Here is a 17,837-nt window from a genome sequence, read left to right as displayed (position 1 = left end):
GATGCTTTAATTTCTTGCTTCCCTTACTTTTAACCGCTTGCCTTTGACCGTTCGCTCCTGCATTTCCTGCAGAACTACCGATCCTTTTCCATTGAGAATATCCACATAGGTTGCCAGCTGTTCGATAGAAATAACACCGATATCATCCGCTGTTACCTCAGGAATATTCGTAATGGTTCCTACAAAATCCACAGCTCTTAACTTCTTTTTCTTGCCGCCATTGAAATACAGCTTGGTAATATTTTTTTCGAGCGGCGCACTTTTATTTTTTTTCATCTGCGGCACTGTTTCCATTAATTGATCAAAAGCACGCTGATCTGCTGTCGTAACAAGCGGTGCTTCTTCCCAGTTTACAGTTTCATTTGTATAGCGTTCAATTTCCGCCACAAATCTTTTTTCTCTCGGTGCAGCTATCGTAATAGCCTCCCCGCTTTTTCCTGCCCGCGCCGTTCTTCCGGTACGGTGTACAAACTTATCTGCTTCTTCCGGTACATCGTAATTGACGACGAGCGGCATCTCGGAAACATCGATCCCTCGTGCTGCTACATCAGTCGCTACGAGATATCGCACAGTCCCCCGCTTAAATTCCTGCATCACACGCGTTCTGTCTTTCTGTTCCAGTCCCCCGTGAATCTTTGCTGCAGAAATCCCTTCATCCGTTAACCGGCGTTCCACATCGTCCACTGTTTCTTTTCTCGCACAGAAAAGAATTGCCGATTCCGGTCGTTCCACGGCTAAAAGCTGTGTTAATACTTTAAACTTCTCTTCCTCATCTGCCTGAATCCAGCGGAAAGAAATGTCCGGCTTCTGTGCAGCTGTTTTTACTTCAATTGTTTCAGGAGAACGCATATAAAAGTCAGCAAGGTCTCTTACCTTTCTCGGAAGCGTTGCAGAAAATAAAGAAGTCGTCCGTGCTTCCGGAACTTCTCCGATAATTTCCTCCACCTGATCAATAAATCCCATGTTCAGCATTTCATCTGCTTCATCCAGTACCAGATGCTTCACCTTATCCAGCGCAAGCGTTCCTTTTTTCAAATGATCAAGGACCCGCCCTGGCGTTCCGACTACTACATGTACCTTCTGCTTCAGCTCCACCCGCTGCGGCGCTGCAGGCTGCTGCCCTACAAGCAGGGAGGCTTTAATTCTTTTAAAACGGCCGATATTTTGAATTTCTTCCCTTACCTGCATCGCAAGCTCCCTTGTCGGGGTTAAAATTAATGCCTGCGGCTTATTTTCTTCCCATACTATCTGTTCACATATCGGAGCTGCAAATGCAGCAGTTTTTCCGCTTCCTGTCTGTGCCTTCACCACTACATCTTTTCGCTGCATCGCTTCAGGAATCACACGTTCCTGCACTTCTGTAGGTTCTTTATATTTCAAACCGTCAAGCGCCTCCACGATTTCTTCACTTAATCCAAACTGCGTAAATCCGTTCTTCATTATTTATTTCCCTCATTTTCCAACCGTACTCCGGTTCATTAGTATCTCTTTATCATACTACGAACAAGCGCTTTAAGGGGAGTGTTTTCTATTTTCCTAATTAATAGTTTATTACAAATTGGTTTATGGAGGAATTAGCTGCTTTTGTAAATACACATTTTTTCTTATTTTAATTCTTTCAAAAGATAATCTTTCGTCGTTTAATTTTGCTATTAATATGTAGACATTTGTTATGCATCCATTATGAAATAGGTGCACAATATGAAAAAGTGTCAAAAAGTCGTGTAGAATGTTTTAACATTACGGCTAAGTGTAATGAGAGGGAGTAGAGACATGAAAGCAATTATTAAGGAGGAATTATTACAATGAAAAAATCATTACAAATTTCAGCAATCTCAGGACTACTCGCAGCAGGGGTGCTTGCAGGCTGCGGTAACGATGCAGATAACGATGTAAATAATACGAATACCGGAACGGATAACACAGTAAACAATACTGAAGATAACGGTATGATGAACGATGACGATGACGATGATGACGATGACGCAATGATGAACGACGATGACGATGATGATGACGCAATGATGAATGACGATGACGACGATGACGATGCTATGATGAACGACGACGATGATGATGATGACGCAATGATGAATGACGATGACGACGACGATGATGATGGCATGATGAACGATGACGAAGACGATGATGATGGCATGATGAACGATGACGACGATGACGACGACCTTTAATTTTTAAAGCGGGCTCCCGGACTTCCGGGAGCCTTTTTATATTATTTCTCCTGGAAAACAACGTTTTAAAAAGCAAGAATCGTGTAATAGTCTTTTTATAAGAAGAGTATTTTTGAAGGAGGAAATTATAAATGAAAAAGTCTTTACAAATTTCTGCAGTATTCACTTTGTTATCTGCTGGTATTCTTGCCGGCTGCGGTAATAATGCAAATGAAGGTATTGATGATAACAATGAAGTGAATGAAGAAGAACAATTGATTGATAACGATGCAGACGGCAATACGATGCTGGATGATAATGGTGAACCTGTCGGAGAGAACGAGAACAATATGTAAGCTGGTTTCTGGGAATTCTCTTTCGAAAGAGAATTCCTTGTTTATGTTTGCTCCTGCAGATTGATGGAAGCCGTGCACCGCTTTGATTAAATTAATAGAGAGCATACCTTCGAGAAAGACTTTGCCGGGAGTGAAGCAGTAATAGAAATTCCTCTATGCTTCATACTTTTTCGTCTGAAGCATCATGGTAACATTGGTTTTCGTGTGTGAAATTATATGAATCCTGGAAAATATGTTTCAATTTTTTTGTAACCGTGAATGAGAAGATAAACGAAGGATAATAGGAGGAATACCAAAATGAAAAAATCACTTCAATTAACTGCTGCAGCAACTTTTCTTGCGGGAGCACTGCTCGCAGGCTGCGGCGGAACAGATAATAACAACGCTCCGGAAAATGGATTCAATGAAAACAACGGAATCAACAGTACTGATACCGGAAACGAAATGGAACATGACACCGGAAATGAAGAAGGTACGAGTAACGAAAGTAACAACACGTAACTGCTTAAAAAAGATGTTTTCTGCCACGGAGGCGGAGACATCTTTTTTTAATTGCAGCCGTATACATTAAACCTGTGAGCATAATTCTTGAAAGTCAGTAAAGGTCAAACTATACTATAGTCAAAGATAGTCAAATATCCGCTTTCTAACTTTATTTCCTTAGGAGGTTATTTTATATGAAATGTCAAAATTGTAATATTAGAGAAGCATCGATCAATGTACGTTTACAATATAATCAACAAGCGCAGCACGTAAAACTTTGTAAGAGCTGTTTTGAAGAGCTCCAGTCTGCTGCAAAAAATCATGCAGGAAATCCAGCTGGTGTCTTTAAAGAAAATATGATGAACCAATTCGGCGGATCTTCAGACAGTGAAGCTGCACAGCCCGGCCAGTCTCAGAAAAGTCAAAGCCTGCTTGATGAACTTGCCAGCAACCTTTCTAACGCTGCAAACGCCGGGTTAATTGATCCTGTGATCGGACGCGATCAGGAAGTGAAAAGAGTTACAGAAATTTTAAACCGCCGCACTAAAAATAACCCGGTGCTGATCGGGGAACCCGGCGTGGGAAAAACTGCAATCGCAGAAGGACTCGCTTTAAAAATCAGTAAAGGAGACGTTCCTTCAAAACTGCTGAATAAAGAAATCTATCTTCTTGATGTAGCATCTCTCGTAGCAAATACTGGGGTGCGGGGACAATTTGAAGAAAAATTAAAACAGCTTACTGCGGAATTGAAAGAACGCAAAAATGTGCTGCTGTTTATTGATGAAATCCATCAGATTGTAGGCGCAGGAAAAACAGAAGGTTCCATGGATGCCGGAAACATTCTTAAACCGGCGCTTGCAAGAGGAGAGCTGCAGGTCATCGGTGCGACCACGCTGAAAGAATACCGTAATATTGAAAAAGATGGTGCGCTGGAGCGCCGTTTTCAGCCGGTAATGGTCAATGAACCTGCCTTGGAAGAAGCAATGGAAATTTTAAAAGGACTGCAGAGTAAGTATGAAGATTATCATGAAGTAACTTACAGTGAAGAAGCGCTGCAGGCCTGCGTTACACTTTCCCACCGTTACATCCAGGATCGTTTTCTTCCGGATAAAGCAATCGACCTGATGGATGAAGCAGGGGCAAAAATGAACCTGGAGTCCGGAGATACTTCCCATAAAGAAGTAGAAGAAAGACTTGCGCGTATCGCAAAACAGAAAGAAGAAGTGCTCCAAAAAGAAGATTATGAAACAGCTGCAAAGCTTCGTGACGAAGAAGAAGCGCTGGAGAAAAAACTGGAGCAGGAACACTCTGCAGAAAAGAAAACGATTGAAGCAGAGAATATCCAAAAAATTGTCGAGAAAATGACGGGAATCCCTGTCGGCAAGCTGCAGGACAACGAAGCTTCGAAAATGAAGCGTCTCGCAGAGCATATTTCCGGCAGTGTAATCGGCCAGGAAGAAGCGGTGCAGAAGGTAGCAAAAGCGGTCCGCCGCTCCCGCGCCGGGCTGAAGCCAAAGCACCGTCCGATTGGTTCCTTCCTGTTTGTCGGGCCTACCGGTGTCGGAAAAACAGAGCTTAGTAAAACACTGGCAAAAGAAATGTTCGGCTCGAGCGAGGCGATGCACCGGCTCGACATGAGTGAATATATGGAAAAGCACGCGGTATCCAAGCTGATCGGTTCCCCTCCAGGGTATGTCGGGCATGAAGAAGCCGGCCAGCTGACCGAAAAAGTGCGCCGGAACCCATACTCCATTATTCTGCTCGATGAAATTGAAAAAGCACATCCTGATGTGCAGCATATGTTCCTGCAGATTATGGAGGACGGCCGCTTAACAGACAGCCAGGGACGCACTGTAAGCTTTAAAGATACAGTGATTATTATGACAAGCAACGCTGGCAGCGGTGCTGCAAAACAACGCTCCATCGGATTCAGCGAGAGCGAGTCATTAAAGGAAGAATCCATGCTTGAAAATCTGTCGAGCTATTTTAAGCCGGAATTTCTTAACCGATTTGATGCGATTATTGAATTCAACCACCTCGACAAAACACATCTTGTGAAAATTGTGGATCTCATGCTTGAAGAACTTCAGGAAACACTGACGGAGCAGGAAATTACGATTCATATTTCTGAAGAAGCAAAAGAAAAGATTGCAGAACTCGGCTACCATAAAGAGTTCGGAGCACGGCCGCTCCGCCGCGCGATTCAGCATGAACTGGAAGATAAAATTACCGAGCTGATCCTGGATCAGGAAGTGCTCGGTGAAGTGGAAGTAGTTGTGGAAAAAGAGGAAATTCAATTAAAACAGCGGTCTTAAGCTGTTTTCTAAAGCCGCACGCCGATTTCAGGCGTGCGGCTTTATATATTTATTTCACAGAGTGAAACTGCGGCACAGACGGGCCGTGCGGGAAAAAAATGGCTTTTACTCTTTTTTAGAGACCATTTTCTCATACGTAATAGAGGTTTACTCATTTTTCTTCGGGGTTAACTCTCGCGCAGACCATTTACTCACGCGTAAGTGGGGGTTACTCATTTTTAAGAAGGGAATTTTGAAGGAATTCATTTTTCCAGCGGTGGAATTCATTTTTTCAAATCCCCCGCACTGTCCCGGCTGCGCAAGCATAGAGTCTGCCTCCAGCCTCTATTTTAATACAACCGGCTTCCCTTGCTGCTTCACACTCTTATAGGCTCCTTCTGCCATTTGCACAATGGTCACTGCAGTGTCCAGTTCCAGTCCGCTCCCTGTCAGCTCGGTTTGATTTTCTTCTCCCAGCACCAAATCAATGAACTTATTTACAGGGACCTCGCCTGTCTCTTGCACATCTACCCGGGACGGTTTGTCCTGCCCGGAAGATTGATAGATGAGCGGCTCCTTTTCCCCATAGATCAGCAGGCTGCCTTCAGTGCCCGTGATTTCCAACAGATTATCAAGCGGTGCTGTTACTAAATTCGTATGCGCCTGTCCTATCGTCTGCTTATCTTGGAATGTGACCTGGATGCTGGCACTGTCTTCCACTTGCTTTCCAGAGATGTACCTTGTAACAGCACTGATAGTTTCCGGTGCACTGCCGATATAGGCAAGTAGAGACAGCCCATGTACACCGAGATCCATCAGCGCTCCGCCTCCCGCAGTTTCGGGTTCGTACCAGCTGGCAGGAAGAACATCCGTTTTCGCAAGGCCGTGGGACCGGCGGAAGTAGATGGATACAAGTTCGCCGAGGTTCCCCTTCTCCACTTCTTCCTTTGCATACTGATACGCGCGGATAGTAAGGGACTCGTGGGAGATCACGAATTTAACCCCTTCCTTCCTCACTGTCCAGCGAATATCTTCCGCTTCTTCCATCGTCGGTGCGAGAAGTTTATCTGTAAATATATGTTTGCCTGCACGCGCTGCCATCGTAATTAATTCGTGGTGAAGGTTCGTTTCTGCTTCTATCATTACTGCATCCACCGATGTATCTTCCAGGATGTCTTCCAGTTTTGGAACAAAAGGAACCTGGAGTTTTTCTGCAAACCTCTCTCCCCTTGCCTGATCGTGATCCCAGACTGCTTTCCATTCCACTTTATCCTTGGAAAAAGCGTCCAGTTTTTCAATAAATCCTTCCGTATGCACATGCCAGCCGCCCAGCAGTGCGAGCCTCACTTTTTTCTTCATCATCCTCACCTGCTTTATATAAAGTAGCGCGCAAAAATTTATTTTTCGAGCAGAATCTTATAAAGTGATAAAAAACTGGAAATGTTGTGCTGCGTGTAATCATTACGGATTTCATAGCTTGTTAAGCTTTCATGCAGTGCACCGAGGCACAGTTTTTTATGGTCCAGATATAATACACTTTCCGGCTGAAACTGCATCTGCAGCTGGAATTTCACAGCCTCTGCCATCGCATGTCTGCATCTCTCTGCCATGTCTTTTTTCTCCTGGCGCTGCGCCAGCCGGTAGACAGCGCCCAATCCTTCCGTGCGGCAGGCAGTCGGTGTCGAACGGGGAATGCCTTTCATTTCATAGGACCCCACCCATTCTCTGTCGACTTCATGCTGATCCAGCCGCTGGGTGTCCATAATAGCTTCTGCAATAAAATAAGAATGCGCGGCGTAATCTTCTTTCGGCCGTTCCTGATGCAGTTCATTTAAGGCGTAAAGAAGCCAGTGATCGTGTGTAATTGTTTTTTTCGTCTCCTTGCTGTCCCGGCGATGAATTAAATAATTTGCTTCTCCTTCTGCCGCGTCGAGCCATGCTTCATCCGGATCTACCTGATAAAGACGTACAAGCGAAAGAATTGCTTCTCCTGAATAATAATGAGAAACAAAATCCGTATGTTCCTTGGAGGAGTAAATCTGTTTGTGCACGGAAAACTTTCCCGTCTCATCTTGAATCGTGAGCATCCATTTCGCCATATCCCGCATAAGAGGAATATACTGTCTGTCTCCTGTCACCTTCGTATACTGCGCGAGCGCAATAATTCCCAGACCGTTGCCGCCGAGCTTAATATTATCGTTTTCCACGATAACCTGCGCATCGGTACCGTTCACTTCTATCCGCTTCACTTTCTTCAGCAGGTAACGGATCGTTTTTTCAATCGTGCGCTGCAGCTGTTCTTCCGGAAAAAATTCCTGTATTTCAAGCATGGAATAGGCTGTTCCTGCATGACGGAGAATGTTGTAGCCTTTCGGAACCTGGTTATCCTGCGGCTGAAAGGAATACACGAACTTCCCCTGGGCATTTACTGCCTGCGTAAAATAATTGTCCCTCGAAAGCTTCACAGCTTCTTTTAAATCTCCGGCCTGAAGTTCATTGAACACACGGTGTCCCCGGAAAAGCTCCCGGTAACCGTCGTCATCTATGTAAAAAGAATGCGTGCGGAATTTATAAACGTCGTGCCATTCTTCAGTAATGATTTCTTTGGAAAGACGATCTTCCGTAAGCAGCTGATGTTTATCAAAGGCACGGAAAATATGCTCCTGCTGCAGCTTCCCGCCACGGATCATCCCGTAAGCTTCCACTTCTTCCGGCAGAAACATAAGCGGACTGATTCTGTCACCGAACATGAGCCCGTCTTCCCTGCGCTTATAAGTAAGTGCATGTCTATTTATATTGATCCAGCTTGTATCTTTATTTACCGGCTGTATCCCGGTCAGAATGTCCAGCTTTACCGCATCTGCCGTAACGCCCTCTCCTTTTTTTACTGCATCTTGCACTGCTGCTTCGAGGCTGCCTCCTCTTCCCTGCAGCACCCGTGCTCTTGCACCGTTTTCTGAAAAAGAAAGAAAAACAGTCGCCTGTTCCTCTTTGTCGAAATATGTACGCGAATAATCTGTCTGTGGAATCTCTACCGAATTGTGATTCAGTCCCGCCCTTACTGCTTCCATAAGTTTCTGCATACCGCACCCTCCTGTTCCATGATAAAAGACTCAGTTTCTTTCATGAATGCTTATTTTAAGAATTGTAAGTTTCACAAGTTTTTCCACGTGGAATTAGGAGAAGACACGCACTTTGAAGGAGGCACTCCCATGAAAAAACTTATTCCCCTGATTACCAGCCTTTTTGCAGTCCTTGCACTTAGCGGCTGCAACGAACTGCAGCAGACTGTTTATCCTGTCGAAGAACAAACGGAAATTGATAAATACGACGATTAAGAAAATTGACGCAGTGAAGCGTCTTTTTTTCGTTACATACAATATTTCTACTGCGTCACATATCTGCGCAAAGTTTCTTCCATCGCCTTTCTCCATTCCTCAATTCCAGGCTTCAGTTCGTTCTCGACTGTTTCCTCCACTTTTCCTCTGCTGCCAGACTCAAAGGAGTATACAGTTTTCTGCAGCGCCTGATGTACCTGGGCCGCTGTAAGATGGACCATCTCCATGTCGCACTCTTTCTTCACAGGTTCAAAAGACCGCTGTATCGATGCAAAAGCGGAAATAATATCTTCTACCAGATAAAGCGGTTCTTCCAAATGCTTTTCTTTCAGCAGCCGTTCTACGTGCTTTACCGCTTCTTCCACTGTTACTGCAAGCTCCAGTCCCTGCTGCATGACAGGTAACAACTTCTCCATTTCCTCACCCCTTAAAACCTCTCTTTTTCTCACTATACCGGATAATTCCCTGGACTGTTATGAAAAAATCAGCCGCAGATTACGGCTGATTCTATCTGATTATTCGTTTTCTGATTCCAGATCACTGTCATCCATAAATTCAATTTCAACTTCAAGTTCGTCATAATCTTCTTCCAGATCAAATGCAGCAATTACCTGCTCCATCATTTCCTCTTCGGAGCTGTCCTCCGTAAGATCAAGCTCTGTTAAAGGTTCTTCCAATTCCTGCAGGGCTTCTTCGCCTTCCAGTTCGATATCTTCACCGCCACGGGTGTCTTCAATCTCGCCTTCCGGATTGCCATCGTTATATTCGTACTCTACCTCATATTCTCCATCTTCGTATTCTGCATCAAGCTGAAACTCATTAAATCCTAATGCTTCATACCATTCTCCGTCTGTTGCAGCACGCTCGTCAGAATTATCATCTGTGCCTGCGTCATTTTCTCCTGCGTTTTCATTCATGTTGTTTTCTACTTCATCTATTTCATTCGTGTTGCCGTTGTTGGTCTCCTCTGTATCTGCACCGTTATTGTCCGGCGTATCGTCCAGATTATTCTCTGCCTCATTATTTTCAACTGCTGCGTTATCTGCTCCATTGTTTCCTGTATTAGTGTTTGTATTTGCAGTATTATCAGTTCCATCATTATCGTTCGTTCCGCAGGCAGCAAGGGTTAATGCAAATGCCGCAGTTGCTGTAGAGAGTAGTGTCTTTTTCATTTACAGTCATCCTTTCGAAAAATTATTCCTTAAAAAAATAATTTCCCACTTACTAAGATCTTAAACATGAGGGGATTGTATAATTCTTCTCAGAAGCATTTATTCACGATTTTCGAATGTACCAGGTTTCTCCTCTTTCAGTACAAGCCTGCCCCGGGACTATGGTCTTTTAAAGCTACCGAGTTTTAAACGCTTTGCTTTTTCTTCTGCTCAGCGCTAAAGTGAGAGCAGAGGCGGTCTCTGCCATGCTGTCTGTGGATCGATGGAAGCCGTGCCCTGTGAGAGAACTTAGTCGAAAACAAGCCCTTGGGTAAGCCTCTCCAAAAGTGAAGCAGTATTACTACTTCTTTTTTAGTAAATTTTCATTTTCATGATAGCTATAGAAAAAGGATGAAATGAATGAATAATACTTTTATTTACACGTATAATGCGCGTGCGGAGGAAGAGAGTTTGTGCGCGCTTGAATTAAGAGCGTTTTTCGTAGAGGAAGGCAGCGGCGGTTCGTTAAGGAGCAGCATCAGCCTGGACCCCGGCCGCTCCCCTTTTTTGAAAGAAAAAATTGAGGTTCTATATGAAAGTGCTACATGGGAAGCTCTGTTGGAAAAGCTCCGCGCCCACCCTCCGCTGACAGCTTCTTTCAAAGTACAATTCGTGAAGAATCATGCCCTTCCTACCTCATTTGAAGATCGAAAACAAAGGGAAATTGCTGCTGCCGGTATGCTCGATGGGAAAATAAACCTGGCGGATCCGGCGCATCTTTTTGCAATTTTCCCCGCGCAAAACAGCTGGGTATTCGGTCCATTGACCTGCGGTTCTTCCGCGTGGAAAAAGCAGGAGCAGAAGCCGCACTCTTACTCCACTGCGCTGCCGGTAAGAGTGGCAAGGAGTGCCGCAAATATTGCCGTTCCAAATCCCTCGGGCATTTATGCAATTGATCCGTGCTGCGGTATTGGAACAGTAGTAATCGAAGCGAGATCGATGGGGATCCAAATGGATGGAAGTGACGTGAATCCCAAAGTAATGTACGGGCTCCGAAAAAATTTGTCCCACTTCGGTTTCGCGCCGGATACGGCGTTACAAGACATGCGGATGATAGAAAAAAGCTACGATGCAGCAGTGATTGATATGCCTTACAACCTATGTTCTGTTTTACCAGAGGAAACGAAACTGGAAATGCTGCAGTCTGCACGAAATTTCACACAACGATTGGTTATTATTACGATTGAACCGCTGGATCATCTATTAAAGAAAGCAGGATTTGCTATTATCGATCGGGGTACTGCAGGCAAAAATAAGATGTTTTCCCGGGAGATTCTTGTTTGTGAATAATGAGCAGACTTGCTTTTTCAAGTAGATCCCCGTACTATAGAAGACAAGTTAATTACACGGCAGGAGACATGGAGCAGGCCGGCGTTCGTTCAGCTGAAACAGCTGAACGGCGTCCGGCCTGCTCTTTTTTCATTCCATTGGCTTTTTGCACATTGGCGGCTTGTTACCTCAATTTAAACAAAAATAAAGGAGGAAGTTCCCTTGCAGCTTTTACAGAAAGCAGCTGACGCTCTCCCATTTATACAGGAGCTTCAATCTGACGACTGTTTTGTCGCACTTGCAGATCAGACAAAGTTTCTTTCGTATCTCCCAGGGACACATCTGGATCTTGGCATCCAGCCTGGTACGCCCTTCCGAAAAGGCGGTGTTAATGAAACCGTCCTGCAGGAAGGAAGAAAAGTGACACAATACGTAGAAGAAGAAGCTTACGGGACCTCCTATGTGGTCACCGGCATTCCGCTGCAGGAAAATGGAAAAACACTCGGCTGTCTCACCATGGGCGTTCTCCCTGACGCTGCACTGGATGGCAGCTGCAAGCACACTGCACTTCTGCAGGCCGTCATCCGTATCTCTGCGCAGGCAGAGAAGCTGCTGAGCGGATGCAGCGACACAGCAGTTGCCGCAGATAAAACGAATAATAAAACTTCCATCGCTTCTTATCAGCTGCAGCAGATGAAAGAAACCGCTGCTTGCCTCCACGAACCGGCCCCTGCTTCGCAGATAAGAGAAGAAGTTTCTGCAGCTTCTTTATTAAATGAACAGCTGGCTTCTTTAACACTGCAATTACACGCTGCAAAAGAAGCTGCTTCAATTACAGTCCAGCATAGTCGGAGCCAGCAGGAAACACTGCATCAGATTTACCGGCTGGCCGAAGAGATCCAGGCTTTGCAGACGAAATAACATGAAACAATAAAAAGGAATCCTGCGGGAAGGTGCAGGATTCCTTTTTATTGGGAAATTATTTAGCAGATTGACTGATAATGTAATGGAGACCCTGATGGGCCGTACTGAACGTGGAAATGTTTTTATCCACTTCCCCAAATGTCATTGCAAGCTTTGGAGTGATACCTACAATAATACATTCTGTACCGACAAGCTTCAGGCAGTCATACAAATAACGTATGCTGTATTGGAGTGCATCATCGTATTCATCCAGCCCATTTAATGCGAGCAGTACATATTCTGTATTTTTCTCCGTGCATTCTTCCAGTACTTTGGATACAAGCGCTTTTCCGCGATCCTCTGTAAAAGATCCGACAAGAGGAAGTGCTATCGTATTATCCCATATATGAAGGATCGGCACAGAAAGTTCGGCGATCAGTTTTTCATTGCGTCGTTCTTCCTCCGCACGCGTTGTTACATCCTGCAGCATAATCACATAACCTTCTGCGATACCATCGCTGCCTTTAATAGGAGTAATAATAATATCCGTTACCAGCGTGTCGCGAATAACGATTCTTGTTTTATGCACCTCATCCAGGTTTTTCATGATATATTCCTGATGGGCAGGATTCCGGTGAAACCGGTTCATGTTCATTCCAATCATATCTGATACTTGCTCTATATCGTAAAGAGGAGCAATTTGTTTAAAAAGTTTTACTGCATTGACGTTCATCCAGGTAATTGTATAATCGAGATCAGCTACAATTACGTTTTCTCCAATACTGTTCAGCGCATGTATCAGGGAAATATCTTTCGGCATTCTTCCAACAGCGTCCACTGCAAGCCCTCATTTCTGTACAATATAATTTATTATATCATACAGGCTGTTTTACGCACCTGTTTGTGCCACCCGGAATAAAGTATTTTTTATTCTGTGCCGCGCTTAACAAAGAGCTCTCAACGGCCCTTCTTTAACAGGCAGAGATGTCATTTGTAAGCTCCACTTTCACCGGATCCCTTCCTGTTCTCTCTTATTTCTTTTCCATGTTTTAACCCATTATCCTTTTCACTGGAAATATATCCATGACACTTGTCATATTACATTGCTGACATGTATGTCTTACCTGGTCCTAACAGGAGCTGTACAATAAGAATATAACCTTAAACAAACCCACTACTATATAAAATAAAACCAGGAGGCATACTATGAGTAAACAACAACAAGCAGAACTAAGAAAAAGTGTAGCCCCTTTCGCAAACTCAGATATGAAGCAGAGTATCTGGCAGCTCGTAAATTCTCTCGTTCCTTTTTTCCTGCTTTGGTTTCTTGCCTACCAAAGCCTGGCAGTATCATACTGGCTGACGATTCCGATTCTTATTCTTGCCGCAGGCTTTGTCGTACGGACGTTCATTATTTTTCATGACTGTACGCACGGTTCCTTCTTTAAGAATACAAAAGCTAACCGGGTTGTCGGTACGTTAACAGGAATTATTACGCATTTCGCTTTCGATAAATGGAAAAGAAGTCACTCTATTCACCACGCAACAAGCGGCAACCTCGATAAAAGAGGCACCGGTGATGTATGGATTATGACAGTAGAAGAATATGCAAATGCAGACAAGTGGGAAAGATTCAAATACCGCTTGTACCGTAACCCGATCGTCATGTTCGGTCTTGGCCCGATTCTTTTATTCGGCTGGGACAACCGCGTGAACCGAAAAGGTGCACGCAGCAAAGAAAGATGGAACACGCATTTGATTACCGCTTCTATCGCTGTAATTTATGCGCTCCTGATCTGGGCAATCGGCCTGCAGGCGTTTCTAATCATTCAGCTTCCGATTCTTATGATTTCCGGTTCTCTCGGCATCTGGTTGTTTTATGTACAGCATCAGTTCGAAGATTCCTATTTTGAGAATGAAGAAGACTGGGACTTCGTGAAAGCAGCTGTAGACGGCAGTTCCTACTACCAGCTTCCGAAAGTGGTACAGTGGCTGACTGGGAACATTGGTTACCACCATGTACACCATTTAAGCCCGAAGGTTCCGAATTATCATCTGGAAAAAACACACGAGCAGACAAAACCATTGCAGAAAGTTACGACGATTACGCTTCGCTCCAGCTTAAAAGCTGTTCAGTTCCGTCTTTATGACGAAACAAGCAAAACGTTCGTCAGCTTCCGCGAATTCAAAAAGAACTATAAAGTGAAGCCAACGCAGAAAGTACCAGCGTAAATTTCACAATATAATAGAAGAAAGAAAGCTCTTTTGCCACCACGGGAAAGGGCTTTTTGTTACACTGTAAAAGAGAGAAAGAAGGGAGGCCCGCCATGCAGAACTGGTTTCATATCGTCCCAAAGACCACAGGATTAAGTTTATATGCCTGGCTTATTTTTTGTCTGCTTCCTTTTTACTTTGTAATACGTTTGTCGACGTTTACAGAAATAATCGCAGGCGTCCTGATGATCGTTTTATTTTTCGCAGTATACCGGATCTCGTTCATTAAAGAGGGCTGGACTGTCTATGTCGCTGTAGGGATAGAACTTGTCATCAGCACGGGCATGACACTGTATTTTGGTTATGTATACTTTTTCTTGTTCCTTGCTTTTTTCATTGGAAACATCCGAAATAAAGCCGGATTTGTCACGCTGTATATAATTAATTTGATCACCGCACTCTCTTCTGCCGGCTTAGGATTTTACATGCAGAGCGAAATTTTCACCATGCAGCTGCCATTTGTTGTCATCAGCCTCGTCGGAGTAATCCTCCTTCCTTTTACGATCTATAACCGGAATAAACAGGAGATGCTGGAGAACCAGCTGGAAAATGCGAATGAGAAAATTTCCCAGCTGATGGTTATGGAGGAACGGCAGAGAATTGCGCGGGATCTGCACGATACCCTCGGGCAGAAGCTTTCATTAATCGGATTGAAAAGCGATCTCGCAGAAAAACTGGTGGAAGCAAAACCTGGAGAAGCCCAGAATGAAATGAAGGATATAAACCGGACAGCACGGCTCGCGCTGAAAGAAGTCCGGGAAATGGTTTCTGATATGAGAGGAATGAAAGTCCGCGAAGAGCTGCTGCACATCCAGGAAATACTGAAAGTCGCGCAGATAGAACTTTACGTGCACGGCAATCCGCAGTTCACCAATGTACCGCTCCTGGTAGAGAACGCACTCAGTATGTGCATGAAGGAAGCGGTAACGAATGTGGTTAAGCACAGCCAGGCAGCCCGCTGTGATATTACGATAACCCAGAGCCCCCGCGCCATTTCCATCGTGATCGAAGACAACGGCATCGGCATTTCCCAGCCGAACGTAACGATGCAGGAAAGCGGCATACAGGGCATGAAGGAACGGCTGGAATTCGTCAACGGCACCCTGACCATGGACTCGCAAAAGGGAACAAAGATCACGATGTTCGTACCGCAGGTGGTGCAGCATATGAAAAAGGAGGAGGAAGCTTGATGATCCGCATTGTCATTGCCGAGGATCAGCAGATGCTGCTCGGGGCCCTCGGCTCCCTGCTGGATTTAAAAGAAGATATGGAAGTGGTAGGAAAAGCGGAAAATGGAGAAAGAGCCGTGGAACTCGTAAAAGAACTGGATCCGGATGTTTGCATTATGGATATTGAAATGCCGGTCAAAACCGGACTGGAAGCGGCAGAGGATTTGTCAGACCACCGGTGTAAAGTAATTATTCTTACTACTTTTGCCCGCGCAGGTTATTTTGAACGAGCGCGGAAAGCCAAGGTAAAGGGCTATCTCTTAAAAGACAGCCCAAGTGAAGAATTGGCCAACTCTATCCGCACGATTATGGACGGGCGCAGAGCCTATGCTCCGGAACTGATTGATATGGTATATGATAATCCAAATCCCTTAACAGAACGGGAAGGCCAGGTGCTGCAGCTCATCGCAGATGGCCGCACGACAAAAGAAATTGCTGCAGACCTGCACATTACAAACGGTACTGTTAGAAACTACGTGTCATTAATTCTTGATAAACTGGAGGTAAGTAACCGCATCGAAGCAATTTCCTTAAGCAGGGAAAACGGCTGGATCCGCTGATTGTTTTATCCGGCAGCCGCCTCATGCAGCACCCAGATGGAAGACAGGTTAAATGGATGCTGCGCAGGCAGGTGGGATGCCGCATCTTTCGGCAGATCCAGCCAGACTTTTGTGTCCTCTTCTATTTCTTTTTCCAGCGACCTCTGCGCCGACGTGATGGTTTCCCAAAGTCCCGGCTCCTGGAAATCCTCCCACGGATAGCCGACGTGCAGGTAATGCGTCCGCTTCTGGTCATGCTTTGCCAGCACAAATTTTGTTCCTCCAGGATTTTCGTACATTTTCCAGGACGCCAGCTCCTTTTCTTCAAAAAGAGCAGCGGTTGCCGGAAAAGGATAATAGCACTGATAGGGAAAAAGGCTTCCTTCTTTTACATAAGTGCTTTCCAGCCATTCCCGTTTACGCGCAGGGGACGTTATCTCCTGCCAGGGTGCTGCGCCTGATTCGAGCATGCCCACTTCCGCAGCAACAGCTGCATACTGCGTAATCCGAGGCGCAAGTCCTGCCTTTTCAAGCACTCTTCTTGCCGGAATGTTTTTCTCCTCCGTATTTCCTCCCACCCAGTGCACCTTTTCTTCTTTTAACGCTTCTTGTTTCACATAGGTCATTAACTCCGTCGCCAGGGATTTCCCCTGAAACCGCCGGTCACTTCGCAGCCTGCCAAGCATCGCATAGTTTTCTGCATATATAGAATATCCAGCCATTACCGCAAGCTGTTCCTCCACGAACATTCCGTAAATCCTGTCTCCCGAATGAATAAAACGATGAAAAAAATGAGAAATATAATCATCTTCAATCCCCGTATCCATTGCCTGAAACAGGGAATAATCATCCTCTGTTAATCTTCGTATGTATTTATCCATGGAGCGTCCACCTCTTTTCCCGAAAATATCGTTGCTTATTATTATATTTGTTTCGGGAGGGGAAGGAAAGTGATGCCGCTTCACTTGGTGGCGTCTTAATATACTCAGATCTGCTTATACTTTACTGATCTTCCCTTTAATTTACTTCAACTCCTCTATATTTTACTCCAAACCTCCTATGCTTTAACCCAATTCCTCTATACTTTAATCCACCCATGCTATGCTGCACTCCACCCTGTTATGCCTGCGTCGGCTCGGTGCGGCAACCCCGTAAAAGCATATGACCTCCTTCATTCAAACCATTCCCATAATGGAAAATGACAGAGGAAAAGAAGCTAATTTATTCGCTTGCCCGCTTATTTTACTGTCGTGGCTGCTATTTTACTCCGATCCGCCTATAATGACATGAAAACAGGCTATGCTTTACTCCGATCCGCCCATACTTTAATAAAAACTTCCTATACTTTAATCCACCCATGCTATGCTGCACTCCACCTTGCTATGCCTGCGCCGGCTCGGTACGGCAAACCCTGTAAAAGCATATGACCTCCTTCATTCAAACCATTCCCATAATGGAAAATGACAGAGGAAAAGAAGCTAATTTATTCGCTTGCCCGCTTATTTTACTGTCGTGGCTGCTATTTTACTCCGATCCGCCTATAATGACATGAAAACAGGCTATGCTTTACTCCGATCCGCCCATACTTTAATAAAAACTTCCTATACTTTAATCCACCCATGCTATGCTGCACTCCACCTTGCTATGCCTGCGCCGGCTCGGTACGGCAAACCCTGTAAAAGCATATGACCTCCTTCATTCAAACCATTCCCATAATGGAAAATGACAGAGGAAAAGAAGCTAATTTATTCGCTTGCCCGCTTATTTTAC

General features: G+C 44.8%; 17 protein-coding genes. 10 read left to right on the top strand and 7 right to left on the bottom strand.

The features are described from left to right. Positions 1-6: 6 nt before the first annotated feature. Complete coding sequence (locus BLP92_RS15715) at positions 7-1,443, bottom strand: DEAD/DEAH box helicase (RefSeq protein WP_210184578.1); 1,437 nt, start codon at positions 1,441-1,443, stop codon at positions 7-9. Positions 1,444-1,856: 413 nt separating this feature from the next. On the opposite strand from BLP92_RS15715, the gene BLP92_RS18105 reads away from it, so the two are divergent. The 4 genes from BLP92_RS18105 to BLP92_RS15695 all read left to right on the top strand — a co-directional run bounded on the left by BLP92_RS18105 (position 1,857) and on the right by BLP92_RS15695 (position 5,325). Further along, a complete protein-coding gene (locus BLP92_RS18105) occupies positions 1,857-2,192 on the top strand; it encodes a hypothetical protein (protein ID WP_175444330.1) in 336 nt (111 codons plus the stop codon). Between the two features lie 131 nt (positions 2,193-2,323). Next, the gene (locus tag BLP92_RS15705) at positions 2,324-2,527 is read left to right on the top strand and encodes a hypothetical protein (protein ID WP_090843910.1); all 204 of its coding nucleotides are present in this window, start codon (positions 2,324-2,326) and stop codon (positions 2,525-2,527) included. Positions 2,528-2,824: 297 nt separating this feature from the next. After that, entirely contained in the window at positions 2,825-3,028 is a 204-nt protein-coding gene (locus BLP92_RS15700) for a hypothetical protein (RefSeq protein WP_090843909.1), read from the top strand. Between the two features lie 176 nt (positions 3,029-3,204). Beyond that, positions 3,205-5,325, top strand: a complete 2,121-nt coding sequence (locus BLP92_RS15695) for an ATP-dependent Clp protease ATP-binding subunit (RefSeq protein WP_090843908.1) — start codon at positions 3,205-3,207, stop codon at positions 5,323-5,325. 324 nt (positions 5,326-5,649) lie between these two features. Here the strand turns inward: BLP92_RS15695 and BLP92_RS15690 are convergent, their stop codons facing one another. Both BLP92_RS15690 and BLP92_RS15685 read right to left on the bottom strand, forming a co-directional pair. Beyond that, positions 5,650-6,663: a Gfo/Idh/MocA family protein gene (locus tag BLP92_RS15690; protein WP_175444329.1), complete on the bottom strand. Its 1,014-nt coding sequence runs from the start codon at positions 6,661-6,663 to the stop codon at positions 5,650-5,652. A gap of 38 nt (positions 6,664-6,701) precedes the next feature. After that, a complete protein-coding gene (locus BLP92_RS15685; RefSeq protein WP_090843906.1) occupies positions 6,702-8,387 on the bottom strand; it encodes a glycoside hydrolase family protein in 1,686 nt (561 codons plus the stop codon). A 129-nt stretch (positions 8,388-8,516) separates the two neighbouring features. Here BLP92_RS15685 and BLP92_RS18295 point away from each other — a divergent pair, with 129 nt between their 5' ends. Further along, positions 8,517-8,642, top strand: a complete 126-nt coding sequence (locus BLP92_RS18295) for a hypothetical protein (RefSeq protein ID WP_280138105.1) — start codon at positions 8,517-8,519, stop codon at positions 8,640-8,642. Between the two features lie 47 nt (positions 8,643-8,689). Here the strand turns inward: BLP92_RS18295 and BLP92_RS15680 are convergent, their stop codons facing one another. Together BLP92_RS15680 and BLP92_RS15675 are read right to left on the bottom strand one after the other, a co-directional pair. Next, complete coding sequence (locus tag BLP92_RS15680) at positions 8,690-9,058, bottom strand: DUF8042 domain-containing protein (protein WP_090843905.1); 369 nt, start codon at positions 9,056-9,058, stop codon at positions 8,690-8,692. 99 nt (positions 9,059-9,157) lie between these two features. Next, positions 9,158-9,814 carry a YusW family protein gene (locus BLP92_RS15675; protein WP_090843904.1) on the bottom strand — a complete coding sequence of 219 codons (657 nt, stop codon included), beginning with the start codon at positions 9,812-9,814 and terminating at the stop codon, positions 9,158-9,160. Positions 9,815-10,213: 399 nt separating this feature from the next. Here BLP92_RS15675 and BLP92_RS15670 point away from each other — a divergent pair, with 399 nt between their 5' ends. After that, positions 10,214-11,143 (top strand): TRM11 family SAM-dependent methyltransferase, encoded by a 930-nt coding sequence (locus tag BLP92_RS15670; protein WP_090843903.1) that lies wholly within the window; start codon positions 10,214-10,216, stop codon positions 11,141-11,143. Between the two features lie 201 nt (positions 11,144-11,344). After that, entirely contained in the window at positions 11,345-12,043 is a 699-nt protein-coding gene (locus BLP92_RS15665) for a hypothetical protein (RefSeq protein WP_090843902.1), read from the top strand. 58 nt (positions 12,044-12,101) lie between these two features. Here the strand turns inward: BLP92_RS15665 and BLP92_RS15660 are convergent, their stop codons facing one another. Further along, entirely contained in the window at positions 12,102-12,863 is a 762-nt protein-coding gene (locus BLP92_RS15660; protein ID WP_244516892.1) for an RsbR, positive regulator of sigma-B, read from the bottom strand. A 368-nt stretch (positions 12,864-13,231) separates the two neighbouring features. Here BLP92_RS15660 and desA point away from each other — a divergent pair, with 368 nt between their 5' ends. The 3 genes from desA to BLP92_RS15645 all read left to right on the top strand — a co-directional run bounded on the left by desA (position 13,232) and on the right by BLP92_RS15645 (position 16,088). Next, the gene (desA, locus tag BLP92_RS15655; RefSeq protein WP_090843901.1) at positions 13,232-14,257 is read left to right on the top strand and encodes a Delta(5) desaturase DesA; all 1,026 of its coding nucleotides are present in this window, start codon (positions 13,232-13,234) and stop codon (positions 14,255-14,257) included. Between the two features lie 95 nt (positions 14,258-14,352). Further along, the gene (locus tag BLP92_RS15650) at positions 14,353-15,489 is read left to right on the top strand and encodes a sensor histidine kinase (RefSeq protein WP_090843900.1); all 1,137 of its coding nucleotides are present in this window, start codon (positions 14,353-14,355) and stop codon (positions 15,487-15,489) included. Continuing rightward, positions 15,489-16,088 (top strand): response regulator transcription factor, encoded by a 600-nt coding sequence (locus BLP92_RS15645; RefSeq protein ID WP_090843899.1) that lies wholly within the window; start codon positions 15,489-15,491, stop codon positions 16,086-16,088. The genes BLP92_RS15650 and BLP92_RS15645 overlap by 1 nt, the downstream gene beginning before the upstream one ends. A gap of 5 nt (positions 16,089-16,093) precedes the next feature. Here BLP92_RS15645 and BLP92_RS15640 read toward each other — a convergent pair whose 3' ends face one another. Then, on the bottom strand, positions 16,094-16,948 hold the full coding sequence (locus tag BLP92_RS15640; RefSeq protein WP_090843898.1) for a GNAT family N-acetyltransferase: 855 nt from the start codon (positions 16,946-16,948) through the stop codon (positions 16,094-16,096). Between the last annotated feature and the right edge of the window lie 889 nt (positions 16,949-17,837).

The sequence above is a fragment of the Alkalicoccus daliensis genome (genome assembly GCF_900103955.1).
GTDB lineage: Bacteria > Bacillota > Bacilli > Bacillales > Salisediminibacteriaceae > Alkalicoccus > Alkalicoccus daliensis.
This window is presented reverse-complemented; position numbering and strand designations above follow the sequence as displayed.

Coding starts and splice junctions, on each gene's coding strand:
- BLP92_RS18295 (WP_280138105.1), top strand. CDS start 8,517: ATGAAAAAACTTATTCCCCTGATTACCAGCCTTTTTGCAGTCCTTGCA.
- BLP92_RS15690 (WP_175444329.1), bottom strand. CDS start 6,663: ATGAAGAAAAAAGTGAGGCTCGCACTGCTGGGCGGCTGGCATGTGCAT.
- BLP92_RS15645 (WP_090843899.1), top strand. CDS start 15,489: ATGATCCGCATTGTCATTGCCGAGGATCAGCAGATGCTGCTCGGGGCC.
- BLP92_RS15685 (WP_090843906.1), bottom strand. CDS start 8,387: ATGCAGAAACTTATGGAAGCAGTAAGGGCGGGACTGAATCACAATTCG.
- BLP92_RS15680 (WP_090843905.1), bottom strand. CDS start 9,058: ATGGAGAAGTTGTTACCTGTCATGCAGCAGGGACTGGAGCTTGCAGTA.
- BLP92_RS15670 (WP_090843903.1), top strand. CDS start 10,214: ATGAATAATACTTTTATTTACACGTATAATGCGCGTGCGGAGGAAGAG.
- desA (WP_090843901.1), top strand. CDS start 13,232: ATGAGTAAACAACAACAAGCAGAACTAAGAAAAAGTGTAGCCCCTTTC.
- BLP92_RS15700 (WP_090843909.1), top strand. CDS start 2,825: ATGAAAAAATCACTTCAATTAACTGCTGCAGCAACTTTTCTTGCGGGA.
- BLP92_RS15640 (WP_090843898.1), bottom strand. CDS start 16,948: ATGGATAAATACATACGAAGATTAACAGAGGATGATTATTCCCTGTTT.
- BLP92_RS15650 (WP_090843900.1), top strand. CDS start 14,353: ATGCAGAACTGGTTTCATATCGTCCCAAAGACCACAGGATTAAGTTTA.
- BLP92_RS15675 (WP_090843904.1), bottom strand. CDS start 9,814: ATGAAAAAGACACTACTCTCTACAGCAACTGCGGCATTTGCATTAACC.
- BLP92_RS15705 (WP_090843910.1), top strand. CDS start 2,324: ATGAAAAAGTCTTTACAAATTTCTGCAGTATTCACTTTGTTATCTGCT.
- BLP92_RS15695 (WP_090843908.1), top strand. CDS start 3,205: ATGAAATGTCAAAATTGTAATATTAGAGAAGCATCGATCAATGTACGT.